Genomic DNA, 20,452 nt, shown 5'->3' with positions numbered 1-20,452 from the left:
AAAATATTATAACATGAAAACTAGATATATACTACCTTTTTTAAGCTTATCATTAATCATTCTATTTTCTGGCTGTGATAAAGAGCTGGATTCGTCGGAAGTGGTAGATGTAGACACAGAACTTACCGGTGCAACCAAATTTGTGATCTCTGCAACGCCTATAGGTACTTCAGGTATTGCAGATTATTTATTAACCGCAAACTCTTTAGAGTCGGGTATGATTACCACACAAGGTAATGGAATAGAACAAGATGGATCTTACCGTTATTACCTCACCCACAAAAACCGTTTTTTTAGTTTATTGTATGGACAGGGAAATCCAGGTGCTGTAACCTCATACCGACTGGATGGTACAGGAAAACTAAGCAAGTTGACCAATTTTCAAAGTGAAACGGTGCATCTGTTTGCACCTGTGAAAGATGATGTATTTACCATCAAAGTTCCCCGTTCGGGAAATGAATTTGCGACTATGTTCAGGATCGATGCGCGTAAGTATCAGATTGTTGGTGAACAGCAGGTAAATATTGTAAAGCTTGCTGGGAATGGAGAAAGGGCTCACTTTACCTGGGCAACGCAGGTTGGAGAAAAACTTTTTGCGCCTTATATGAGTATTAAAGGAGCTGCGCCAGATGTTTTTGGTACCTCTTACCCTGACAGCTCCTGGGTTGCGGTTTACAGTTATCCTGATTTAAAATTAGAGAAAATAATCCGCGATAACCGCACGAGTTATATCGGTGCTTATTTTGTAAACGGTTTGGTTGAAACAGATAATGGTGATGCTTATGCTTTCTCATTTGCAGCGGCAACCAATGCAGGTGTTCCCACTTCTAAAAATCCATCGGCCGTTATCCGCATTAACAAAGGGACTACTGAATTTGATAAAAACTATTTCTTTAACGTACAGGAGGTTTCTGGCGGTCACCATATCGCGGGTCAGACTTATTTAGGTAAGGGCATATTTATCCTTCAAATGTATCCACAGCCCAATTCATTGGCAGGAACGGCAAGAAAATTTGCTGTGGTTGATGTTATCAGCAAAAGCTTTAAATGGGTAACCGGCATTCCTGCTGATATTACCAGAACAACAACGATTAATAATTATGCACCAAAAGATGGCAAAACAGGATACATAGGGATCACTACTGCCAGCGAAGGAAGTTATGTGTATGTATTCGATGCAGAAATTGCAGCTGCAAAAAAAGGTTTAAAGGTTGAAGGTGGAACAATCACTGCAATAAATGCCCTTCAATATTAACTTAAAACTTTCACCCCTAACAAAACAGAACAATGGCAATGCTAAATAAAACTACTCCGGCAAAGAAAAAAAATAAAGATTCGTTATTTAACAGAATCAATAAATGGCTTCACCTCTGGCTTGGCCTAATTTCGGGTATCATTGTTCTTATTGTTTGTGTAACGGGCTGTATCTGGGTTTTTAACGAAGAAATTACAGGTTTACTGGAGCCTGAAACCAAAATTGAAAAGCAGGATAAACCTGTTATCACGCCATCACAACTGAGTGCCATTGCTTTTAAACTTTACCCTGAAAAGATTCCTTCTTATGCGCAATATCAGCAAGGAAGGGCGATCAATTTAAATTTGAGGGGTAAAAAAGATGAAGGCAGAAGAGGTGGTGGAACAAGCCTGAAAATAAATCCATACACAGGTGAAGTGATCAGTAAAGTGGTACATAAAAAGGGTGAGGTAGATTTTTTTAGGTTTATTCTTAATGGTCACCGCTTTTTGTGGTTACCTTATGCCATTGGCAGGCCAATTGTTAATTATGGAACCATGATATTTGTGGTGTTATTAATTACCGGATTGATCTGGTGGTACCCTAAAAAATGGAATAAATCAACCCGAGATAAAAGTTTCAAAATTAAATGGGGCGCCTCATTTAAAAGGGTGAACCTCGATCTGCATAATGTACTCGGTTTTTATTCTTTAATTTTCCTTCTTTTTATTGCTTTAACCGGAATGGTTTATGGCATTAAATGGTACAGCGAAGGCTTATATTGGGTAACCTCTGGTGGAGAAAAACTAGGTGATTTTCAACGACTCGAATCAGATTCTTTAGCAACAGGTAAATTTTATACACCACAGAAAGCAATGGACCTGGCCTGGCAGAAAGTAATTACCCGTCACCCGAAATCGCAGGGGTTTTACTATAATTTTCCTGATACCTCAAAGGCAAAAGCCACGATCAATATTACGGTTTATCCCAATACAGGGCAGTTTTATAATAACATTGGTTATACTTTCGATCAGCATACCTTAAAAGAGTTTAAACGCGAAGGTGTTTATGCAGTACCTTACGAAGAAGCAGGTTTTGGAGGAAAGTTACGAAAAATGAATTATGATATTCACGTTGGCAGTATTTTAGGCTTCCCGGGTAAGGTGATGGCTTTTTTAGCCTCCCTAATTGGCGCAAGTTTGCCAATAACCGGTTTTTTGATCTGGTATGGTAGGAAATTCAAGAAAAAACCCGCGAAGAAAGAGCCTGTTTTAACTGAAGGAGGGAATAATAAGCCCAATTTTAAGCCGGGGGCTAAAATTCCGGTAAAAAAGGTGGAAGAGGTGCTGGAATAAAACTTCTCACTTAAATGAAATCGTCATTCGGGAGAAATTTATCCCATAAGAATTATTATTCCTAACCCAATAGCTATCGTGTTGATTGGGGATCGTAATGCAAAAGGCTTTAAGATTCCCGCCTGCGCGGGAATGACGACTTTTCTTATTGATTTCTTTTTAAGGTTTTTAATCTTTAAACAAATAAAACCCGGATCTTCGTCCGGGTTTTATTTGTTTTAATGCTTTACAATTTCACCTTTTTCGCTTTTGGTTCAGGTTTTTCAGGTAATTGTATCGATAAAATCAAATCAATGCTTTCCGAATTGGTTTCATAATCGGCTGCAATTTTTTCCCATCTTTTTAGTTCTCCCTGTAAGGTTTCGATTTCCTTACCTAATGATTCGATCTTATTCTGGATTGATTTTCTAACGTTAGTATTTGCCATAACACAAAATTATCATTTGAAGGCATATCTTCGAACTTCTTTTTGCAAGTTGTATCAATAAAAATTGCTAAGTGTTCTATTTCAGTGCGTTTTATTCTTATAAAATTTTCAACAATGGTTAGGAAGAGGACAATTTATCTACAGCGATTGATTAATGAATGCGTTAAATGTTTAAATTGGTAATCGGTTAACTGATGCCAAATGCACATTGCTAAGTGCCTTATTGGTTCATTTGCAATTTCACTGGCCGTTAGTTTATAGTCCAATTCGTCATTGCGAACTGAAGTATTGGGATAAGTGGGCAGTGTGAAGCAATCTTTTATACAGTTTATTGGTAGGATTAATCCGTTAATCAACTTCGGAGTTTTGACTAAATGCATTCCGAAGTCCAAACGCTCAACTATAAACTAAATACCCTTCAACTCCGCTCAGGGTGACTAATCTAGATAATCTACTCAGCAGAACTTCTGACTACGGACTCCCGACTAAACTAAAAATACTTATCAAGCGTTAATCCATAAGTGAGATTTAGGTTTTCACTATTGGTGATATTCAGCTTATTGTAATTTAGCGCAGTTGTTAAACTGATCCATTTACGGAGTTTTAATCCGAGGGTTGCTGACGAACGTATAATATAATCGCCTTTTCTATCGAAAGAGTTTTGCAAAAAGTGATTCCCATCAATAGTAATCAATTCCCTGATCATAAAGTGGTATTGTAACCTTAAGGAATTTCGGTAGGTATTGTAGCTATCGCCAACAATTAAGCTACTTTGATCAAATAATACCCCATCACTCAGGTTGATATAGGCATTGGGTTTGTCTAATACGCTATAAGCAATGCCACCTCCCGCAAGCAATTGGTTTTTTAATTTTAACGAATAACTGGTATTGTAATTCACCAAACCCCAATAATAAAAATGAGGAAAGGTTTTATATAGATTAAAGTTCAGTGTAGTCGAAAAATCATTATTGGTTAAGTTGTTGTTCTGTTTGCCATAAAGCCATGCAGAAGTAGAGTTTAATACAAAACTTTTCTTTTTCAATCCAAAATTTAATGCGTTGTTTAATAAATAAGCACGGTCTTCATTTGTGCGGTTAATCGATCCGGTTGAAGTAAGCAGTACGTGGTAATTGGTACTATCTGTATATTGAGCGTATGACTTAAAAAACGATATAAAAAATAAAAATGGCAATACAATAAACTTCATAAGCAACTTAACATTTATCGCTGTCAATATGTTTAGTCTGAATTTAATTCTGGTCGTACCATTTGGGTACAGGTATATATTCCCGGTTCCAGATGATTTCATTATTTTCATTTTTATAACCTGCGGATATCAATACAATACGTGGCTCTTCTTCTACAATTTCTTTTTTAAACTGATAAGCATCAATGGCTAAATGCTGATAAAGTTTATCCTGTTCTATTTTATTTTCTGTTAATAGAATCAAAGCATTTTCGCCTGTTTTAAGGGTATAAATAAATGTGCCTTTTACTTTCATGATATTTTTTATTTGAAGACAATAAAAACCACGATATGTTTTGTTCATCTTTATTTAAGACTATATAAAGTTCCATTCACAAAAAAGCCCGCAAGCTTTAACTTGCAGGCTTTCGCTGATTAATATAGGCAGATTAGTTCAACGTTAATTCAATTACCGGGATTTCAAAATCCGGCTTTTTCTTTGGCAGTTTTAATACGAGTGTATTACCTGTTGATTTTTCATTGTCGATCTGTACCTCCGAATTATCATGTAAAAACTGGGCATATTTTGCTTTGTCTTTATAACCTTCTAAGGCGATAGTACCTGTATTTGGGTATTCGAACAGGTGTACATATAATTTTTTAGTATCCTTATTATAGGTGAGTTTAACACCTTCAGGTGCTTTAAATTCGGCAGGAGCAAAACTACAGTGGTAAATCGATTTTGAGTTGGCATGCATCCAAAGCCCTAAACTATCTAAAGCGGTATTGGCTCGGCTGTCAAATTCGCCACGGGCAGTAGGACCAACATTCAATAATAAATTACCTCCATTGGCTACCGAAGTGATGAGTAAATCCAATAATTTTCTGTTCGTTTTCCAGGTATTTTCATCGCGGTGGTATCCCCACGATCCGGAGAAGGTTTGACAGGTTTCCCAAACTTTTCCACGGTATTTCTCCAGTTCCTTCGGACCAACCTGTTCAGGCGTTTCAAAATCGGTACCATCTTCGTAATCGTTCAGGTCTAAGCGGTTATCTACAATAATACCCGGTTGCAATTTTCTAATCTGTTTAAGCAACTCTACCGATCCCCAATCGTTGCGGCCTTTGCCATATTTGCCAGGATAGGAGAAATCGGCCCAAAGAATGTCGATTTTTCCGTATTTGGTGAGCAATTCTGTAACCTGGTTATACAGGTATTTACGGTATTTGGCCATATCCCTGTTTTTATTCAGCGCTGCATAAGATTCATCGCTTTCAGTTTGCGGTCTTAATGGGTGATATTTATCGACAGGAAAATCGGGGTGGTGCCAATCGATTAGCGAATAATAAAAACCGACTTTTATACCTTCTGCTCGGAAAGCATCTAAAAATTCTTTTACCAGATCTCTTTTAGCCAGTGTATTCGTAGCTTTATAATCAGTGTATTTACTATCAAATAAAGTAAAACCTTCATGGTGTTTGGTCGTTAATACCGCGTATTTCATCCCTGCAGCTTTAGCTTCTTTAGCCCATTTTTTTGGATCAAATAAATCGGGGTTAAACTGATCGAAATATTTCTGATAATTCTCGTTGGTAATCCGTTCGGCATTTCTCACCCATTCGTGGCGGGCAGGTAAGGCATAAAGCCCCCAGTGGATGAACATCCCGAAACGGGCATCTGTCCACCATTCCATTCTTTTTGTTTTTTGTGCTGCGGTTTCGTTGCCTAATCGTTTTTGGGCAAAGCCGGGTAAGGTTAAGCTTAAGAACAGCAAAACGGATAAAATAGGTTTTCTCATTTGTGATTGTTTTTGGTTAGGATAAAGTGCTAATTTACTGAGCTATGGGCTTTAAAAATGTTGGGATATGAGCAAAATATTAAGTTAAATTGGTTTAAAAATTCTGCTGGAGATTTGAGTACAGGAAAACTTTGCCGTCGAAATCTTTGTTTAAAGAGCGATAGTAAAATATTAACCTGATAAAGCCAAAGCAATGAAAACTCAAAAAACGCCAGCTAAACAAAATAAACAACCGGGTATTGAAGCCAGGATGGATCCTAGGCCTGAAGTAATCAAAGCTGATTATAAAGGAGCTGGAAAGCTTAACGAAAAAGTGGCATTAATTACAGGCGGCGACAGTGGGATTGGTCGTTCGGTGGCGGTGCATTTTGCAAGAGAAGGTGCAAATGTGGCCATTGTTTACCTGGATGAAGACATTGATGCAAAGGAAACCCAAAAAATGATTGAAGCTGAAGGTAAAAAGTGTTTATTGATTAAAGGCGACGTTAAGAAACCTGCTTTTTGCAAAAAAGCAGTAGAATCAACGGTTAAAAAATTTGGGAAGATCAATATATTGGTGAACAATGCCGGAATGCAGGTGCCACAAAAAGACCCGAAGAAAATTGACGATAAACAACTTGAAGATACTTTCCGTACGAACATATTCGGTTATTTTTATTTTGCAAACGAAGTATTGGAGCATTTTCACGCAGGCGATACGATTATTAACACCACCTCCGTAACCGCTTACCGTTCGTCGCCAAACCTGATCGATTATTCATCAACCAAAGGCGCGATTACTTCTTTTACCCGTTCTCTGGCTACAAATCTGGCTAAAACAGGTATCCGGGTAAATGCTGTTGCACCTGGCCCGGTATGGACGCCACTTATCGTTTCAACATTTGATCAGGAAAAAATAAAATCTTTTGGATCTGAAACGGCGATGGAAAGGGCAGGGCAACCTTCTGAATTAGGACCAGCCTATGTTTTTCTGGCTTCTGATGATGCTTCTTTTATTACCGGACAGGTGATTCACGTAAACGGTGGGGAAGTAGTAAATGGTTAATGCTTACCTTTAGCCTAAATAACATACTATGGCATCAGATCAACCAAAAGATTGGCGTTTTAAACTGCACGAGGTAATTTACGAATCGAATACCCCAGCGGGCAAAGCCTTTGATGTTGGTTTATTGATCGCCATTTTTTCCAGTATTATTGTCGTAATGCTTGATAGTGTGGTGAGCATCCACTTAAAATATGGGAAACTGTTCAACATTACCGAATGGATTTTTGCAGCTCTTTTCACCATCGAGTATATTTTAAGATTGGTCAGCATCCGCAAACCGATCAGGTATGTATTAAGTCCGTTAGGCATTATTGATCTGGTTGCATTACTGCCCTCATATTTAAGTATATTTTTTATCGGCGCACAGTCATTACTTGTTTTCAGGGCCTTAAGGTTGCTCCGGGTATTCAGGATCTTTAAACTCGGTCACTTTTTAACGGAGATCAACTTTTTAACCCAGGCCTTAAAAAACAGTGTACGCAAGATCAGTATATTCCTGCTTACCGTTTTAACCATCACCGTAATTCTGGGTTCAATTATGTATCTGGTAGAAAAGCGTGAAAATGGGTTCTCCAATATTCCGGAAAGCATTTATTGGGCCATTGTAACCATTACTACAGTAGGTTATGGTGATATTTCACCCATTACACCGCTTGGTAAATTTGTCGCTTCTGTAGTCATGCTTATCGGTTATGCCATTATAGCGGTACCTACCGGAATTATTACCCACGATATTGCCGTTGCTTCACGGCAGAAAAAAGAACTGCCGGAATCTTGTCCGAGCTGTAGCAGGGAAGGACATGATAGCGATGCCTTGTTCTGTAAATATTGCGGATCATCTTTATTTAAATAAAAAAAAAGCCAGACTGATGATCAATCTGGCAATTTTCATTCATGTGTACGTTTCTGATTTATAACATTTCACTATCATCTTCATCATAAGCATTCGGGTCTTTATCCAGTTCCTCAATGTCTGATTCATTGTAATCCTCAGTTTCTTCCTGGTCTTCCTCATCCTCTTCATCTTCAGGGCCTTCAATTTCTTCATTTAATTGTGTGCCTTCGCCATCTGCAAATGGGACCTCATCTTCAGTATATTCATTATCATCTTCAGGTTCCGGCGTGGTATGCCCTTCAGCAGCATTTCCCTGTGATCGGTTGATCTGAAACTGTTCGATGTTTTGAATTTCCTCTTCTGGTTGATTATTTTCTAGATTTTCCATGGTATGTTCTTTATAATTAGAACAGGTTCAAAACCGATTAAGTTTAAACAAAATATTTTTTTTAAATCATTGCCACTGTTAGCTTCAAAAACAAGATGGGTTATTTTTCAAACTTTTTAATTGCTGCTAAGGTTGTAATACTATACATCAGAACCATTTAGCCATGAAAAATCATCTTTATACCATTAAAACAGCCGCAGTTGGAATCGTCATTTCAGTTATCTCGTTTAGTGATCCTGCTCAGGCCAGTTTACAGCATCACATTACCATCAAACAACAAGATAGTTTAACAACAGCTGGGTTTTTGCAGCAGGCTTCTGTTTTAGGGACGAAAGCATTATTGACCGGAAAACTGGCCTTTGATAATGCCACAGATAAAAAAATCAAATCATTTGGTCAGATGATGGTTGTTTCCCATACCAAAGCCAATGAAGAACTCAGGGCGCTGGCGAAACTTAAAAAAGTTGACCTGCCAATGAGTTTGCCTGAGGGAGGGCAGCAGCCGGATGGCAGAATCGATTCTTCTCCCGAAAACCTCAGGGACACTTCACGCACTAAAAATGCAGCAGGCGAAGCAGGTAATACAGGGCAATCGAAAAAAACAGGGAACGGCGAAGCCGAAGTAACCAATGCAACAGAAAAACTTAAGGGATTAAGCGGAACTGCTTTTGATCAAGTCTATATAGAAATGACGGTTGCTGATCATCAAAACGCAATTGCATTGTTCGAAAAAGCTTCCCAATCTACCGATAATGCCATCAAAGCATACGCCAATAAATATTTGCCGGAACTGAAAAAACACCTGAAACAGGTTAATGCTCTAGCCGGAAAATAATTTTTCAATAGCAATCAATAAAATAGAAGGGCCGGTTTAATTTATTAAGCTGGCCCTTTGCTTGTGTGGTGTTTTTCAATCTACTGCTTAGAATTTAGGGGTATTACTAAAAATATCTTGCGAAATCGAAAACTGTGGTTAACTTTATTTAACTAAAACGATTTATCTAATCTGTTTAAAACACAAAGACCTAATCAAATATGAGAAAACACTTATCACTATCTATTTTATTGCTGTTTTTTACAATAAAGTTATTTAGCGCACCAATTGAACTCTTATCGCCCGATAAACGCATTAAAATATCGATAAATATTAAAGATAGGATTGGTTATGCCGTTACTTTTAATGGCGATTCTTTTTTGGCCGATTCATATCTGCAGTTAAATCTGGATCAGGCTAAACTGGGTGCCAATGCCAAGCTGATCAAAAAGACACTTTCTACGGTCAATACTACTTCAAACCCGGTAATTCCACTTAAAAATAGTAGGGTGGTAAACTATTATAACCTGTTAAAACTCGATTTTAAAGGTGATTTCAGTGTCGAATTCAGGGCTTATAACGATGGGATTGCTTATCGTTTCATTACCAATAAAAAAGATTCTATCACAGTAAACAGTGAAGATGTGCAGCTCAATTTCAACGATAATGTTAAAACAACATATCTCGAAACTGGTAGTTTCAAAACTGCTTACGAGATTCTCTACCGTCAGGATGAGCTTGGAAAAGTAAATAAGGATAAAATGAGCGTACTGCCAATTTTATTTAATACCGGTAAGTACAAAGCCTTATTATCTGAGGCTGATCTTTATGATTACCCATGTTTATTTGTAAAAGCAGTAAATGATAAAAGTATTGATGCTGTTTTTCCTAAAGTACCTCTGGCTTTTGGAGAAGATGGAGACAGAAGTAAGAAAATTTTAAATGAAGCCGGTTATATTGCCAAAACTGCTGGAAAAAGATCTTTTCCGTGGAGTTTTTTAGTTATTACTGATAAAGACACCCAATTGGCAGCAAACCAAATGGTGTATAAATTGAGTACACCCAATCAATTACAAGATACCAAATGGATAAAACCTGGTCAGGTTACCTGGGAGTGGTGGCACAACGCTTATGTTTATGGGGTCGATTTTAAATCGGGTTATAACCAGGATACCTATAAATATTACATTGATTTTGCTGCTAAATTTGACATTCCTTACATCATTATGGATGAAGGATGGGCTAAAACCACCTTAAATCCGTTTGAACCTAATCCAACCATCAACCTGCAGGAACTGATTGCTTATGGCAAACAGAAAAATGTAAAAATCGTACTTTGGTTTACCTGGCTGGCAGTAGAAAATAACTTAAATATTTTCGAAACGCTTGAAAAGTGGGGCATTGCAGGGGTGAAAATCGATTTTATGGATAGAAGCGACCAGTGGATGGTGAATTATTATACTCGTGTAGCCAAAGAAGCGGCCAAACACCATATTTTAGTAGATTTTCATGGCGCATTTAAACCTGCCGGACTTGAGGTCGCTTATCCCAATGTACTTTCGTACGAAGGAGTTGTAGGAATGGAACAAAATATTGGAGGTGGCCTGGCTACACCCAACAATAACTTATTTCTGCCTTTTCTGCGTAATGCAGTGGGGCCAATGGATTATACACCAGGAGCCATGCGTTCGGCACATAAGCAGGATTACAAGCCAAGCTGGGTAAATACCATGAGCATTGGTACAAGGGCGCATCAACTGGCCATGTACATTGTTTTTGAAAGTGGCTTTCAGATGCTGGCCGATAATCCTTTCAATTATTTGCGCGAGCCGGAAACCACTTCGTTTATTACCAGTGTTCCGGTAACCTGGGATGAAACCAAAATTCTGGAGGCAAGCGTGGGCGAATATATTGTTACGGCCAAACGTAAAGGCGAAAAATGGTTTATCGGCGCAATGAGTAACGATCAGAAGCATGATCTAAAAATTGAAACCAGTTTCTTAAAGCCAAATACGAACTATAAGATTACGCTGATTAAGGACGGGATCAATGCCGATTTTCAGGCCATGGATTTTAAACGCATTGTAAAGCCGGTTAAAGCAGGCGAAACAATTGATATCAATATGGTGAAAGATGGTGGTTTTGTAGCGGTGATTGAGTTAGTTAAATAGTGTAATTATTAATGTAGTATTTTCGTTCTCACGCATGCGGGCATCTTAATGCAAATGATCACACCTTAATGCATTAAGATCCCCAATCAACCCGATAGCTATCGGGTTGTGAATGACGACTTTTCAATAGTTAATTGAAACTCCTTTTTTACTGGAAAAGAATAGCTGCTATGCTAAAGGATAGCGCTATCCTTTGGTATAGTGATAGCTTTTTGATACTTCGTATCCATAATTTTGTCGGGCACAAAAAGGCAAAAAAAATGAAAATATTACATCTTATATCAAGCCCAAGGGGCGGAGCATCTTTCAGTGTTAAATTGGGAAATGCCATAGTAGAAAAATTACAGGCTGCAAATCCTGATAGCACTTTAACTACCCGTAATTTAGCCGAATCTCCATTTCCACATTTAGAAGAGGTTCACATTAATTCTTTCTTTACACCGAAAGAAAACCATACGCCGGAGTTCGCAGAAGCTATAAAACATTCTGATGAGGCCATTGCCCAGCTTAAGGATGCCGATGTACTGGTAATCGGCGTGCCGTTGTATAATTTTGGTATTCCTTCCACTTTAAAATCATGGATTGACCACATTGCACGTGCAGGTCAAACATTCAGCTATTCTGAAAACGGTCCGGAAGGTTTGGTAAAAAACAAAAAACTGTATTTAGCAATATCATCGGGTGGTATATATTCAGAAGGGCCGATGAAAGCTTACGATTTTACTGAATCTTACTTAAGAGCTGTATTAGGTTTTTTAGGCATGACTGATATTACAGCATATAGGGCAGAAGGCTTAAGTATACCAGATATTAAAGAGTTGGCATTAGATAAAGCTATCGAAAGTATAGTATTTTAAGTTCATTGTTCAATGGTCATTAGTTCATCAGTCATTAGTTCATTGGTAAATTCGTTGATTGTATAAATCGACTGAAGACTGAAGACTATGGACTAACGACTAATGACTTTGGACTAAACTAAGCTGCTAAATATTTCTCAACCCTGCTTGCAAAATCATTCAGATCAAAAGGTTTATTGATAAAATCTTCCGCATCACACTTCGCTTTAACCGCATTTAAATGGTTATTTGCCGACATCATCATCACCGGGATGTTGTGCGTTTTAATGTTCCGTTTTAAGCTATTACAGATATCCAGCCCATTTCCGTCAGGTAGCATGATGTCTAAAATTACCATGTCTGGTATATGTTTGCCCATTTGAAGCCAGAAATCGTTCGTATCGGGACAGGTTCTTACTTCATAAAGTTCTTCAATCAATAAGAATTCGATAATTTCCCTGATGTTAGGGTTATCTTCAACTACATAGATGCACTTTTTCATAAGCTCTACTTTTATAATACTATTAACCTGTCTATTTATCAGATGTTTAAAGGAGTTATGCACAATGTTGAAGTTATTAACCTCTGCATAATTGATGTCATGCTTTTATACAATTTTCACCTTTACTAAAAAAAATACAATAATAATTTTTATTACTAATTTTTTTAGTATAAATTTGTGTTAGAGAGATCGTGATATGTTAAGCATAGGCTGGCATATTAAATTGATTATTTAAACAAAAGACCATTTGTCACATTTGTTTGCCAATATATTTTTCTATGACCGTTACCGTTTTACCCATATTCGAAACAGATTTTAAACCGGATGCTTCATTAGGCAAAATTATGAATGAACGATTGCGGATTGCTGCGGCAGATCTGCAGGATATTCATTTACAGCACCTGCATGCAATTGGGCAACGGAGTGATGATGTAGTGGTTTATTTGAGCTACAACCCCAAATATAAAATGAGGTGGCGGGTAGTAAACGATGTTCCGGAAGAAGTAGAAGGCTTTGTGACACAAATTTGCGGTAATTTAGGCTACATTCAATGGAAAACAGCCGGAATTAACGTTTTTAAGGGGAGTGAGTGATAAAGATTTTCAATCAATGTACTGTATATAAAAAAAGAGTTACCAATCAGTAACTCTTTTTTTGTGAATTTTTCAGCGGTCGTCATTCTCGCGCATGCGGGAATCTTAATGCAATATGATTTTTTTTATAAGCTTTAAGATCCCCAATCAATCCGATAGCTATCGGGTTGGGTATGACGGCAGCGCATAGATGAAACGAATAAATTAATTAAACTAAAAACCCGCCGCCTAATAAATCGTTTCCTTCGTAAAATACAGCCGATTGGCCTGGTGCAATGGCCGAAACATTATGATCGAATACCACACGCATTTTATCTTTCTCCTGAACAATTGTACTTAGCATACCCGCGTCTTTATAACGGATTTTCGTAATGACATCATTCATCGGTTCTTCAATGCTGGCGTATTTAACCAGGTTTACATTACGTACCATGGCTTCTTTACGTTCCAGTTCTTCAGCTCTGCCTAATACAACGGTATTGCTTTCTGGTAAAATCTGGGTTACAAACATTGGCTCGCCAAATGCTACGCCCAAACCTTTACGCTGACCGATGGTATAAAAAGGATAACCTTTATGTTGTCCAACCACCATTCCATTACTTAAAATGAAATTTCCGCCGGCTACTCTGTCTTCTAAATCTTCTACTTTATGTTTTAAGAATGCCCTGTAATCGTTATCTGGTACGAAACAGATTTCGTAACTCTCCGATTTTTTTGCCAGTTCTTCTTGTCCCATATCTAAAGCCATTTGTCTGATATCAGATTTGGCAAAACTGCCCAATGGAAATTTAGTACGCGAAAGGTTTTCCTGCGAAACACCCCACAGTACATAAGATTGATCTTTGTTTTCGTCTTTTCCTTTCGAAATTACATAACGGCCGCTATCTTGCTGACGGATATTGGCATAATGTCCCGTTGCAATAAATTCGCAGTCCAGTTTATTGGCACGTTTTAAAAGCGCTTCCCATTTAATGTGTGTGTTGCACAATACACATGGGTTTGGTGTTCTTCCTGCAAGGTATTCATCAACAAAATTATCGATTACATAATCGCCAAATTCATCACGGATATCCAATATATAATGCGGAAAACCATAATTTACGGCAAGTGTACGGGCATCGTTAATGCTATCCAGCGAGCAACAACCAGTTTCCTTACTGCTACCGCCAGAGGTGGCATAATCCCAGGTCTTCATGGTCAAGCCAATAACCTCATAACCCTGCTCATGCAACATTACAGCCGCTACCGAACTATCAACCCCGCCACTCATGGCAACCAGAATTCTACCGTGTTTACTCATCTTAAAAATATAAGGATGCAAAAATAAGGTTTATTTACCTGAAATTATTTAAACGAAGTCAGTTACTTGTAAAAACCGCTTGCTAAATCGCTTGGGTTTATCACTTAGGTGTGCTAAGTGGCTTAGGCGGTCAATATTTTTAGGGGACTAAACCTCGCAGGTTTTTAAAACCTGCGAGGTTTGAAATGGTAATAAAGTGTATCTTCAGGAATCTAAAATGTATTTTTTGTTTTACTTAAACGTTTTAGTCTCGTGTTTTATGCATATTTGAAGATAAATTTATACCTTAGAATTTTCAACAAACAAGCTAATTTTAAACCAATATGATTAAAAAAGTTATCCTGCCATGTCTTTTGCTTTCAGCGATGATGGCATCGGCACAGCAGAATCTGGTGCAGTATGTTAAGCCCATTATCGGCACCTCTAAAATGGGACATACCTATCCGGGTGCTACAGTTCCCTTTGGTGCGGTGCAGTTAAGTCCCGAAACGGATACTTTATCTTACGAAGTAAACGGAAAATATAACGGCGACGTGTACAAATATTGTGCGGGTTACAAGTACGAAGATAAAACCATTACCGGTTTTAGTCACACGCATTTTAGCGGTACAGGCCACTCTGATCTTGGCGATTTCCTGATCATGCCAACACAAGGAAAGCTACAATTAAACCCTGGCACGGCATCAAATCCTAAAGGCGGTTACCGCTCTGCGTTTTCTCATGCCAACGAAGTTGCAGAAGCAGGTTATTATAAAGTGAAACTGGATGACGATAACATCACCGCAGAACTCACCTCAACCACAAGGGTAGGGATGCACCAATATACTTTTCCTAAATCGGATCAATCGCACATTATTTTGGATCTGATGGCTGGTATTTACAATTACGAGGAAAAAACCGTCTGGACTTATGTTCGTGTGGTAAATGATACTTTAATTACAGGGTACCGCCAAACCAATGGTTGGGCCAGAACCAGAACGGTTTATTTTGCGATGAGTTTTTCTAAACCTTTTAAAAGCTACGGACGTAAAAGTTATGATGCTAAACAAGCTTACAGAGGTTTCTGGGGTAAATTTAACCAGGAACAGAACTTCCCTGAAATTGCAGGCAAGAAGTTGAAAATGTTCTTTGATTTTGATACACAAGAGGGGGAGAAGATCAAAATTAAATTTGCTTTATCGCCGGTTAGTCAGGAAAATGCTTTGCAGAATATGCGTGCAGAAATTTCAGGCTGGGATTTTGAAAAAGTAAAAGCACAGGCACAAGCTACCTGGAACAAAGAGTTGAATAAAATTCAGGTAAGTACTTCTAATGATAATAAAATAAACTTTTATACCGCTTTATACCATGCTTACATCAATCCAACCACTTATACTGATATAAATGGCGAATATAAAGGTTTAGATCAGGGTGTACATAAAGCTGATGGTTTTACCAATTATACCACTTTCTCGCTATGGGATACTTACCGCGCTTTACACCCATTCTTCAATATTACACAACCAGCGCGTAGTAATGACATGGTGAAATCGATGCTGGCGCATTACGATCAGAGCAGTTTGCACATGTTGCCAATATGGTCGCATTATGCCAACGATAACTGGTGTATGAGTGGTTACCATAGCGTTTCGGTAATTTCTGATGCGATTATCAAAGGAACTTATACGGGAGATCCGAACAAAGCATTGGATGCCTGTATTGCAACAGCTAAACACCGCGATTATGAAGGTATTGGCTATTACATCGATAAAGGTTATATTCCTGCTGAAAAATCGGGCATTTCAGTTTCAAACAACTTAGAGTATTCTTACGATGACTGGTCTATTGCACAATTGGCAAAGAAATTAAACCGTATGGATGTTTATAACGAATTTATCAAACGTTCTAACAACTGGAAGAACAATTACGACAGTGCTTCGGGTTTTATGCGTCCGAAACTGGCAGATGGAACATTTAAAAAAGAATTTGATCCGAAAGATACCGAAGGACAAGGGTTTATTGAAGGAAACAGCTGGAACTATAGTTTCTTCGTTCCGCAGGATCCTGCTTCACTGATCGAAATGATGGGCGGTAAAAAGAAATTCGCCACCCGTTTAGATACTTTATTTACCATGCATTTACCAGATGAGTTTTTCGCTCATACAGAAGACATTACCCGCGAAGGTATTATAGGCGGCTATGTTCATGGAAACGAACCGGCACACCACATTGTATATTTTTATAACTGGACCGATCAGCCATGGAAAACACAGGCACAGGTTCGTCATATCTTGAACATGCAGTATAAACCTACTGCTGATGGTTTAGGTGGAAACGACGATTGCGGACAAATGAGCGCCTGGTACATGTTTTCTTCTTTAGGGTTTTATCCCGTAGCACCAGGTTCTGATGTGTATTCATTAGGTAGTCCTTTGGTTAATAATGCGATTATCAATTTAGAGAACGGCAAAACTTTCACGGTCGAAGCCATTAAACAAAGTGATAAAAATGTATATGTAGAAAAGGTTTTATTAAACGGCAAAGAAATTACCGACCATAAAATCAAACATGCTGACATTACAAACGGTGGAAAGCTTACTTTTTACATGAGCTCGAAACCGAAGAAATAATTTTTAAAATTTTCGTAAACCAAAAAACGTCGGCTATTTTTAGTCGACGTTGTTTATTTTAGTGGTTCATTAGTCAATAGTCTGATGCTTCATAGACTACGGACTGCTGACTTAAGACTTTGGACTAATTAATCATCTTATCCAATAACGCCTTAATGTTTCTTAACTTCTTAATGATGAAAAAGATTAGTGCTTAATTCGATTCCGTGCTTTCAGTGCCTCCATGGCTAAAAATACACGCCAAATCTTAAAGTAATATCACCAAACTACCCGCTACAATCATCCCACCGCCAATTAATGTCTTCGTATCAATAGGTTCTTTTAAGATCAAAAAAGCCAGACCCATTGCAATGGCTACACTTAACTTATCAATCGGGGCTACTTTAGAAACATTACCCGTTTCGAGTGCTTTAAAATAGAAAATCCACGATAAACCCGTTGCCAAACCCGATAAGCCTAAAAAGATCAGGTTATTTTTGCTCAATGTTTTAAGCTGGGAAATTTCTCCAGTTGCTAAAACAATGCCCCAGGCAATAAACAGGATTACTATCGTTCTGATAGCCGTTGCCACATTGCCATTAACGCCTTTTAGTCCAACTTTGGCTAAAATGGCCGTTGCAGCAGCAAACAAAGCAGAGAGTATTGCATAAAATTTCCACATGATTTAAATTTTAATTTAAAATACAAAATATTTATACACTAAGTAAAGCATCGAATCTATAGAAATTCTGTAGCGCTTAGGGGTAAGTTTAAAAATAAATTTTGATAGCTGATTTATCTATCGTAATATTGCGATATAAATTATGGGACTTACAAAAACAGAAATCTTTACCGAAGAGCAAAATCAAATGGCAGCTTTGCTAAAAGCGATGGCCCATCCTGCCAGGATAGCTATTCTTCAGCGTATACTCAAATCAAATACCTGTATTTGTGGCGATTTGGTTGATGAATTGGGCTTAGCACAAGCGACCATTTCTCAACATTTAAAAGAGCTTAAAAATGCCGGCATTATACAGGGGACTATAGAAGGGGTGAGTGTTTGTTATTGTATTGAGCCTAAAACGTGGAAATTACTACAAAATCAACTAGGCAATTTCTTTGCTTCTTATAAAGGCGAACAAAACTGCTGTTAAATTTTTTACCTAAATCAATCGTTAAATTGCAATATTATGATTAATAAATTTTCAATGGAATGGGGCGGCTTCAAAGCTGAACTTCTACATTATCCTGAATTGCTGTTGCAGTTCCAGTATGCTGCTGATAAGTGGGTAAATGCCAATTATCACATCACTGAAATTAAGCAAGCACCAATTACCTCAGTGGATTGCGGAGGGGTGATGAATGCCTGGACAGAAATTATTGTGCAGTTATGGGAGCCTACCGAAGAAGAAGAGGGCAGGGCCATGCAGGTTAAAAAAGCATTGTCAATTATCGACCTGGTAGAGAGTAAACTGGCTTTGAATCCAAAAGGCATTGTAAAAATTGAATTCGGTAATTCAGAATTTGATACCAGGCAAATGTATCCCGGTGAATTTAAAATTGATGGCGACAATCTGATTATTAACCTAACGCCCGATGCCACACAATGTAAGGCGATAAACCGCGGTGGAAGTTGTGGTACCACAGAAACGGGTGAAGAGTGCTGTGCACCTGCTCAACCCGAAATAAGAAAAATCGAATTGATTAACCTCGCTGCTGATCAAAATAGTTGTACACCGGGCAGCGGTTGTTGTTAAGAATTTAAATTTTAAAATAATGAAAAATGTATTGGTGCTTTGCACCGGAAACAGTTGCAGGAGTCAACTGGCAGAAGGGTATTTAAAATATTTCGCTCAAAACATAGCTAAAATCTACAGCGCAGGCATCGAAGTGCATGGCGTAAACCCCAGGGCAGTTAAAATAATGGCAGAAGATGGGATCGATATTTCCAGCCAAACATCTAATAATATCGAAGAATACTTTGATGTTACTTTCGATTATGTGATTACGGTTTGCGATCATGCGAAAGAAAGTTGTCCGTACTTCCCAACGCAGGCCATAAAACTGCACCAAAACTTTCCCGATCCGGCTAAAGCAATAGGTACTGAAGCCGAAATTATGGCGCAATTCAGAAGTACAAGAGACTTGGTTAAAGCTTACATAGAGGATTTTGTAAATGAAAATTTAAGAGGATAATATGTCTGCAAATGTTTGTGCACCGGTTACTCAACCTAAAAAACTAAGCTTTTTAGACCGCTATTTAACCCTTTGGATTTTTTTAGCCATGCTATTTGGAGTGGGGCTGGGTTATTTATTTCCTTCATCTGCAATATTGATCAATTCCTTTTCCAGTGGAAGTACCAACATTCCTTTAGCAATTGGATTAATCCTGATGATGTACCCGCCCTTGGCAAAAGTAAATTACCAAAACCTGGGCGAAGTATTTAAAAATACGAAGGTTTTGGGGACTTCACTAGTTCTAAATTGGATCATTGGGCCATTTTTAATGTTTTTCCTTGCGATTGTTTTTTTACATGGTTATCCCGAATACATGGTTGGTTTAATTATGATCGGTTTGGCCAGGTGTATTGCCATGGTGGTAGTTTGGAACGATCTTGCCGACGGAAACCGTGAATATGCTGCTGGTTTGATCGCCCTGAACAGTATTTTTCAGGTATTGTTGTACAGTGTATTCGCCTATTTCTTTATTACCATTTTGCCGCCTTTATTTGGTTTAAAAGGCTTGGTTGTATCCATTTCTATTGTAGAGATTGCAAAAAGTGTAGGGATTTACCTGGGCATTCCATTTTTAACGGGCATTTTAAGTCAAAAAATACTGATTAAATGGAAAGGCGAAAAGTGGTTCCGCTCAATTTTTATCCCAATGATTTCTCCGATAACCTTAATCGCGCTGTTATTTACCATTATGGTAATGTTCAGTTTAAAAGGAGAATTAATTGTGCAGATCCCAATGGATGTGCTGCGAATTGCCTTGCCATTGGTAATCTATTTTGTGGTAATGTTTGTAATCAGTTTCTTTACAGGTAAGTATTTCGGTGCAGATTACAGCAAAAGTACCGCTATTGCCTTTACCGCTACCGGCAACAACTTCGAATTGGCCATCGCAGTGGCCATAGGTGTATTCGGCATTCATTCGGGTCAGGCTTTTGCTGGTGTAATCGGTCCGCTGGTAGAGGTACCAGCTTTGATTGCGCTGGTTAATTTGGCGAAATGGTTTAGAAAGAGATATTTTGAAGGGCAAAATCAAGTAGAAAAGTCGTCATTGCGAGGCACGAAGCAATCTTAAAGCGTAAGCTGGTAGCGATTGTTGTAAGATTGCTTCGTCGGCTGAAAAAGCCTTCTCGTAATTACGACT

21 protein-coding genes are annotated in these 20,452 nt (G+C 38.2%); 13 read left to right on the top strand and 8 right to left on the bottom strand.

What is annotated here, in order from left to right; translation table 11 throughout:
- Positions 1–13: 13 nt before the first annotated feature.
- Together U859_RS0104960 and U859_RS0104955 are read left to right on the top strand one after the other, a co-directional pair.
- The gene (locus U859_RS0104960; RefSeq protein ID WP_025142319.1) at positions 14–1,255 is read left to right on the top strand and encodes a DUF4374 domain-containing protein; all 1,242 of its coding nucleotides are present in this window, start codon (positions 14–16) and stop codon (positions 1,253–1,255) included.
- Between the two features lie 32 nt (positions 1,256–1,287).
- On the top strand, positions 1,288–2,589 hold the full coding sequence (locus U859_RS0104955; protein ID WP_025142318.1) for a PepSY-associated TM helix domain-containing protein: 1,302 nt from the start codon (positions 1,288–1,290) through the stop codon (positions 2,587–2,589).
- Positions 2,590–2,815: 226 nt separating this feature from the next.
- On the opposite strand, the gene U859_RS0104950 is transcribed toward U859_RS0104955, so the two are convergent.
- From U859_RS0104950 to U859_RS0104935, 4 genes are all read right to left on the bottom strand, one after another.
- Positions 2,816–3,016 (bottom strand): hypothetical protein, encoded by a 201-nt coding sequence (locus U859_RS0104950; RefSeq protein WP_025142317.1) that lies wholly within the window; start codon positions 3,014–3,016, stop codon positions 2,816–2,818.
- A 490-nt stretch (positions 3,017–3,506) separates the two neighbouring features.
- Positions 3,507–4,226, bottom strand: a complete 720-nt coding sequence (locus U859_RS0104945; protein ID WP_025142316.1) for a DUF481 domain-containing protein — start codon at positions 4,224–4,226, stop codon at positions 3,507–3,509.
- 43 nt (positions 4,227–4,269) lie between these two features.
- Entirely contained in the window at positions 4,270–4,521 is a 252-nt protein-coding gene (locus tag U859_RS0104940) for a hypothetical protein (RefSeq protein WP_162799858.1), read from the bottom strand.
- Positions 4,522–4,654: 133 nt separating this feature from the next.
- Positions 4,655–6,004 carry an alpha-L-fucosidase gene (locus U859_RS0104935; protein WP_025142314.1) on the bottom strand — a complete coding sequence of 450 codons (1,350 nt, stop codon included), beginning with the start codon at positions 6,002–6,004 and terminating at the stop codon, positions 4,655–4,657.
- Positions 6,005–6,197: 193 nt separating this feature from the next.
- Between U859_RS0104935 and U859_RS0104930 the strand changes: the two genes are divergently transcribed.
- Together U859_RS0104930 and U859_RS0104925 are read left to right on the top strand one after the other, a co-directional pair.
- Positions 6,198–7,049: an SDR family oxidoreductase gene (locus U859_RS0104930; protein ID WP_025142313.1), complete on the top strand. Its 852-nt coding sequence runs from the start codon at positions 6,198–6,200 to the stop codon at positions 7,047–7,049.
- Positions 7,050–7,077: 28 nt separating this feature from the next.
- Positions 7,078–7,902: an ion transporter gene (locus tag U859_RS0104925; protein ID WP_025142312.1), complete on the top strand. Its 825-nt coding sequence runs from the start codon at positions 7,078–7,080 to the stop codon at positions 7,900–7,902.
- Positions 7,903–7,960: 58 nt separating this feature from the next.
- Here U859_RS0104925 and U859_RS0104920 read toward each other — a convergent pair whose 3' ends face one another.
- The gene (locus U859_RS0104920) at positions 7,961–8,272 is read right to left on the bottom strand and encodes a hypothetical protein (protein ID WP_025142311.1); all 312 of its coding nucleotides are present in this window, start codon (positions 8,270–8,272) and stop codon (positions 7,961–7,963) included.
- Positions 8,273–8,435: 163 nt separating this feature from the next.
- Here U859_RS0104920 and U859_RS0104915 point away from each other — a divergent pair, with 163 nt between their 5' ends.
- From U859_RS0104915 to U859_RS0104905, 3 genes are all read left to right on the top strand, one after another.
- Positions 8,436–9,107, top strand: a complete 672-nt coding sequence (locus U859_RS0104915; RefSeq protein ID WP_025142310.1) for a DUF4142 domain-containing protein — start codon at positions 8,436–8,438, stop codon at positions 9,105–9,107.
- Between the two features lie 200 nt (positions 9,108–9,307).
- The gene (locus U859_RS0104910) at positions 9,308–11,257 is read left to right on the top strand and encodes a glycoside hydrolase family 97 protein (RefSeq protein WP_025142309.1); all 1,950 of its coding nucleotides are present in this window, start codon (positions 9,308–9,310) and stop codon (positions 11,255–11,257) included.
- A 260-nt stretch (positions 11,258–11,517) separates the two neighbouring features.
- The gene (locus U859_RS0104905; protein WP_025142308.1) at positions 11,518–12,114 is read left to right on the top strand and encodes an FMN-dependent NADH-azoreductase; all 597 of its coding nucleotides are present in this window, start codon (positions 11,518–11,520) and stop codon (positions 12,112–12,114) included.
- 118 nt (positions 12,115–12,232) lie between these two features.
- Here U859_RS0104905 and U859_RS0104900 read toward each other — a convergent pair whose 3' ends face one another.
- Positions 12,233–12,595: a response regulator transcription factor gene (locus U859_RS0104900; protein ID WP_025142307.1), complete on the bottom strand. Its 363-nt coding sequence runs from the start codon at positions 12,593–12,595 to the stop codon at positions 12,233–12,235.
- A 278-nt stretch (positions 12,596–12,873) separates the two neighbouring features.
- Here U859_RS0104900 and U859_RS0104895 point away from each other — a divergent pair, with 278 nt between their 5' ends.
- Positions 12,874–13,188, top strand: coding sequence for a hypothetical protein (locus U859_RS0104895; protein WP_025142306.1), 315 nt, complete (start codon positions 12,874–12,876; stop codon positions 13,186–13,188).
- A 208-nt stretch (positions 13,189–13,396) separates the two neighbouring features.
- Here the strand turns inward: U859_RS0104895 and mnmA are convergent, their stop codons facing one another.
- On the bottom strand, positions 13,397–14,488 hold the full coding sequence (gene mnmA, locus U859_RS0104890; protein ID WP_025142305.1) for a tRNA 2-thiouridine(34) synthase MnmA: 1,092 nt from the start codon (positions 14,486–14,488) through the stop codon (positions 13,397–13,399).
- Positions 14,489–14,811: 323 nt separating this feature from the next.
- On the opposite strand from mnmA, the gene U859_RS0104885 reads away from it, so the two are divergent.
- On the top strand, positions 14,812–17,097 hold the full coding sequence (locus U859_RS0104885; protein ID WP_029985466.1) for a GH92 family glycosyl hydrolase: 2,286 nt from the start codon (positions 14,812–14,814) through the stop codon (positions 17,095–17,097).
- 247 nt (positions 17,098–17,344) lie between these two features.
- Here U859_RS0104885 and U859_RS0104880 read toward each other — a convergent pair whose 3' ends face one another.
- Complete coding sequence (locus tag U859_RS0104880; protein WP_025142303.1) at positions 17,345–17,758, bottom strand: EamA family transporter; 414 nt, start codon at positions 17,756–17,758, stop codon at positions 17,345–17,347.
- A 142-nt stretch (positions 17,759–17,900) separates the two neighbouring features.
- Here U859_RS0104880 and U859_RS0104875 point away from each other — a divergent pair, with 142 nt between their 5' ends.
- From U859_RS0104875 to arsB, 4 genes are read left to right on the top strand one after another with little or no spacing between them, the layout of a single operon-like run.
- The gene (locus tag U859_RS0104875) at positions 17,901–18,230 is read left to right on the top strand and encodes an ArsR/SmtB family transcription factor (RefSeq protein WP_025142302.1); all 330 of its coding nucleotides are present in this window, start codon (positions 17,901–17,903) and stop codon (positions 18,228–18,230) included.
- A 36-nt stretch (positions 18,231–18,266) separates the two neighbouring features.
- A complete protein-coding gene (locus U859_RS0104870; protein WP_025142301.1) occupies positions 18,267–18,833 on the top strand; it encodes a DUF6428 family protein in 567 nt (188 codons plus the stop codon).
- Positions 18,834–18,852: 19 nt separating this feature from the next.
- Entirely contained in the window at positions 18,853–19,272 is a 420-nt protein-coding gene (locus U859_RS0104865) for an arsenate reductase ArsC (protein ID WP_025142300.1), read from the top strand.
- A 1-nt stretch (position 19,273) separates the two neighbouring features.
- The gene (arsB, locus tag U859_RS0104860; RefSeq protein ID WP_025142299.1) at positions 19,274–20,383 is read left to right on the top strand and encodes an ACR3 family arsenite efflux transporter; all 1,110 of its coding nucleotides are present in this window, start codon (positions 19,274–19,276) and stop codon (positions 20,381–20,383) included.
- Positions 20,384–20,452 lie beyond the last annotated feature (69 nt).

Origin of the sequence: Pedobacter jeongneungensis (genome assembly GCF_000633455.1) — a bacterium.
Classification (GTDB): domain Bacteria; phylum Bacteroidota; class Bacteroidia; order Sphingobacteriales; family Sphingobacteriaceae; genus Pedobacter; species Pedobacter jeongneungensis_A.
This window is presented reverse-complemented; position numbering and strand designations above follow the sequence as displayed.

What these genes read in the sequence shown, in the direction of transcription:
- U859_RS0104950 (WP_025142317.1), bottom strand. Translation starts at nt 3,016, where the DNA reads ATGGCAAATACTAACGTTAGAAAATCAATCCAGAATAAGATCGAATCA.
- U859_RS0104935 (WP_025142314.1), bottom strand. Translation starts at nt 6,004, where the DNA reads ATGAGAAAACCTATTTTATCCGTTTTGCTGTTCTTAAGCTTAACCTTA.
- U859_RS0104920 (WP_025142311.1), bottom strand. Translation starts at nt 8,272, where the DNA reads ATGGAAAATCTAGAAAATAATCAACCAGAAGAGGAAATTCAAAACATC.
- U859_RS0104930 (WP_025142313.1), top strand. Translation starts at nt 6,198, where the DNA reads ATGAAAACTCAAAAAACGCCAGCTAAACAAAATAAACAACCGGGTATT.
- U859_RS0104900 (WP_025142307.1), bottom strand. Translation starts at nt 12,595, where the DNA reads ATGAAAAAGTGCATCTATGTAGTTGAAGATAACCCTAACATCAGGGAA.
- mnmA (WP_025142305.1), bottom strand. Translation starts at nt 14,488, where the DNA reads ATGAGTAAACACGGTAGAATTCTGGTTGCCATGAGTGGCGGGGTTGAT.
- U859_RS0104895 (WP_025142306.1), top strand. Translation starts at nt 12,874, where the DNA reads ATGACCGTTACCGTTTTACCCATATTCGAAACAGATTTTAAACCGGAT.
- U859_RS0104925 (WP_025142312.1), top strand. Translation starts at nt 7,078, where the DNA reads ATGGCATCAGATCAACCAAAAGATTGGCGTTTTAAACTGCACGAGGTA.
- U859_RS0104905 (WP_025142308.1), top strand. Translation starts at nt 11,518, where the DNA reads ATGAAAATATTACATCTTATATCAAGCCCAAGGGGCGGAGCATCTTTC.
- arsB (WP_025142299.1), top strand. Translation starts at nt 19,274, where the DNA reads ATGTCTGCAAATGTTTGTGCACCGGTTACTCAACCTAAAAAACTAAGC.
- U859_RS0104865 (WP_025142300.1), top strand. Translation starts at nt 18,853, where the DNA reads ATGAAAAATGTATTGGTGCTTTGCACCGGAAACAGTTGCAGGAGTCAA.
- U859_RS0104910 (WP_025142309.1), top strand. Translation starts at nt 9,308, where the DNA reads ATGAGAAAACACTTATCACTATCTATTTTATTGCTGTTTTTTACAATA.
- U859_RS0104955 (WP_025142318.1), top strand. Translation starts at nt 1,288, where the DNA reads ATGGCAATGCTAAATAAAACTACTCCGGCAAAGAAAAAAAATAAAGAT.
- U859_RS0104945 (WP_025142316.1), bottom strand. Translation starts at nt 4,226, where the DNA reads ATGAAGTTTATTGTATTGCCATTTTTATTTTTTATATCGTTTTTTAAG.
- U859_RS0104875 (WP_025142302.1), top strand. Translation starts at nt 17,901, where the DNA reads ATGGGACTTACAAAAACAGAAATCTTTACCGAAGAGCAAAATCAAATG.
- U859_RS0104940 (WP_162799858.1), bottom strand. Translation starts at nt 4,521, where the DNA reads ATGAAAGTAAAAGGCACATTTATTTATACCCTTAAAACAGGCGAAAAT.
- U859_RS0104960 (WP_025142319.1), top strand. Translation starts at nt 14, where the DNA reads ATGAAAACTAGATATATACTACCTTTTTTAAGCTTATCATTAATCATT.
- U859_RS0104885 (WP_029985466.1), top strand. Translation starts at nt 14,812, where the DNA reads ATGATTAAAAAAGTTATCCTGCCATGTCTTTTGCTTTCAGCGATGATG.
- U859_RS0104880 (WP_025142303.1), bottom strand. Translation starts at nt 17,758, where the DNA reads ATGTGGAAATTTTATGCAATACTCTCTGCTTTGTTTGCTGCTGCAACG.
- U859_RS0104915 (WP_025142310.1), top strand. Translation starts at nt 8,436, where the DNA reads ATGAAAAATCATCTTTATACCATTAAAACAGCCGCAGTTGGAATCGTC.
- U859_RS0104870 (WP_025142301.1), top strand. Translation starts at nt 18,267, where the DNA reads ATGATTAATAAATTTTCAATGGAATGGGGCGGCTTCAAAGCTGAACTT.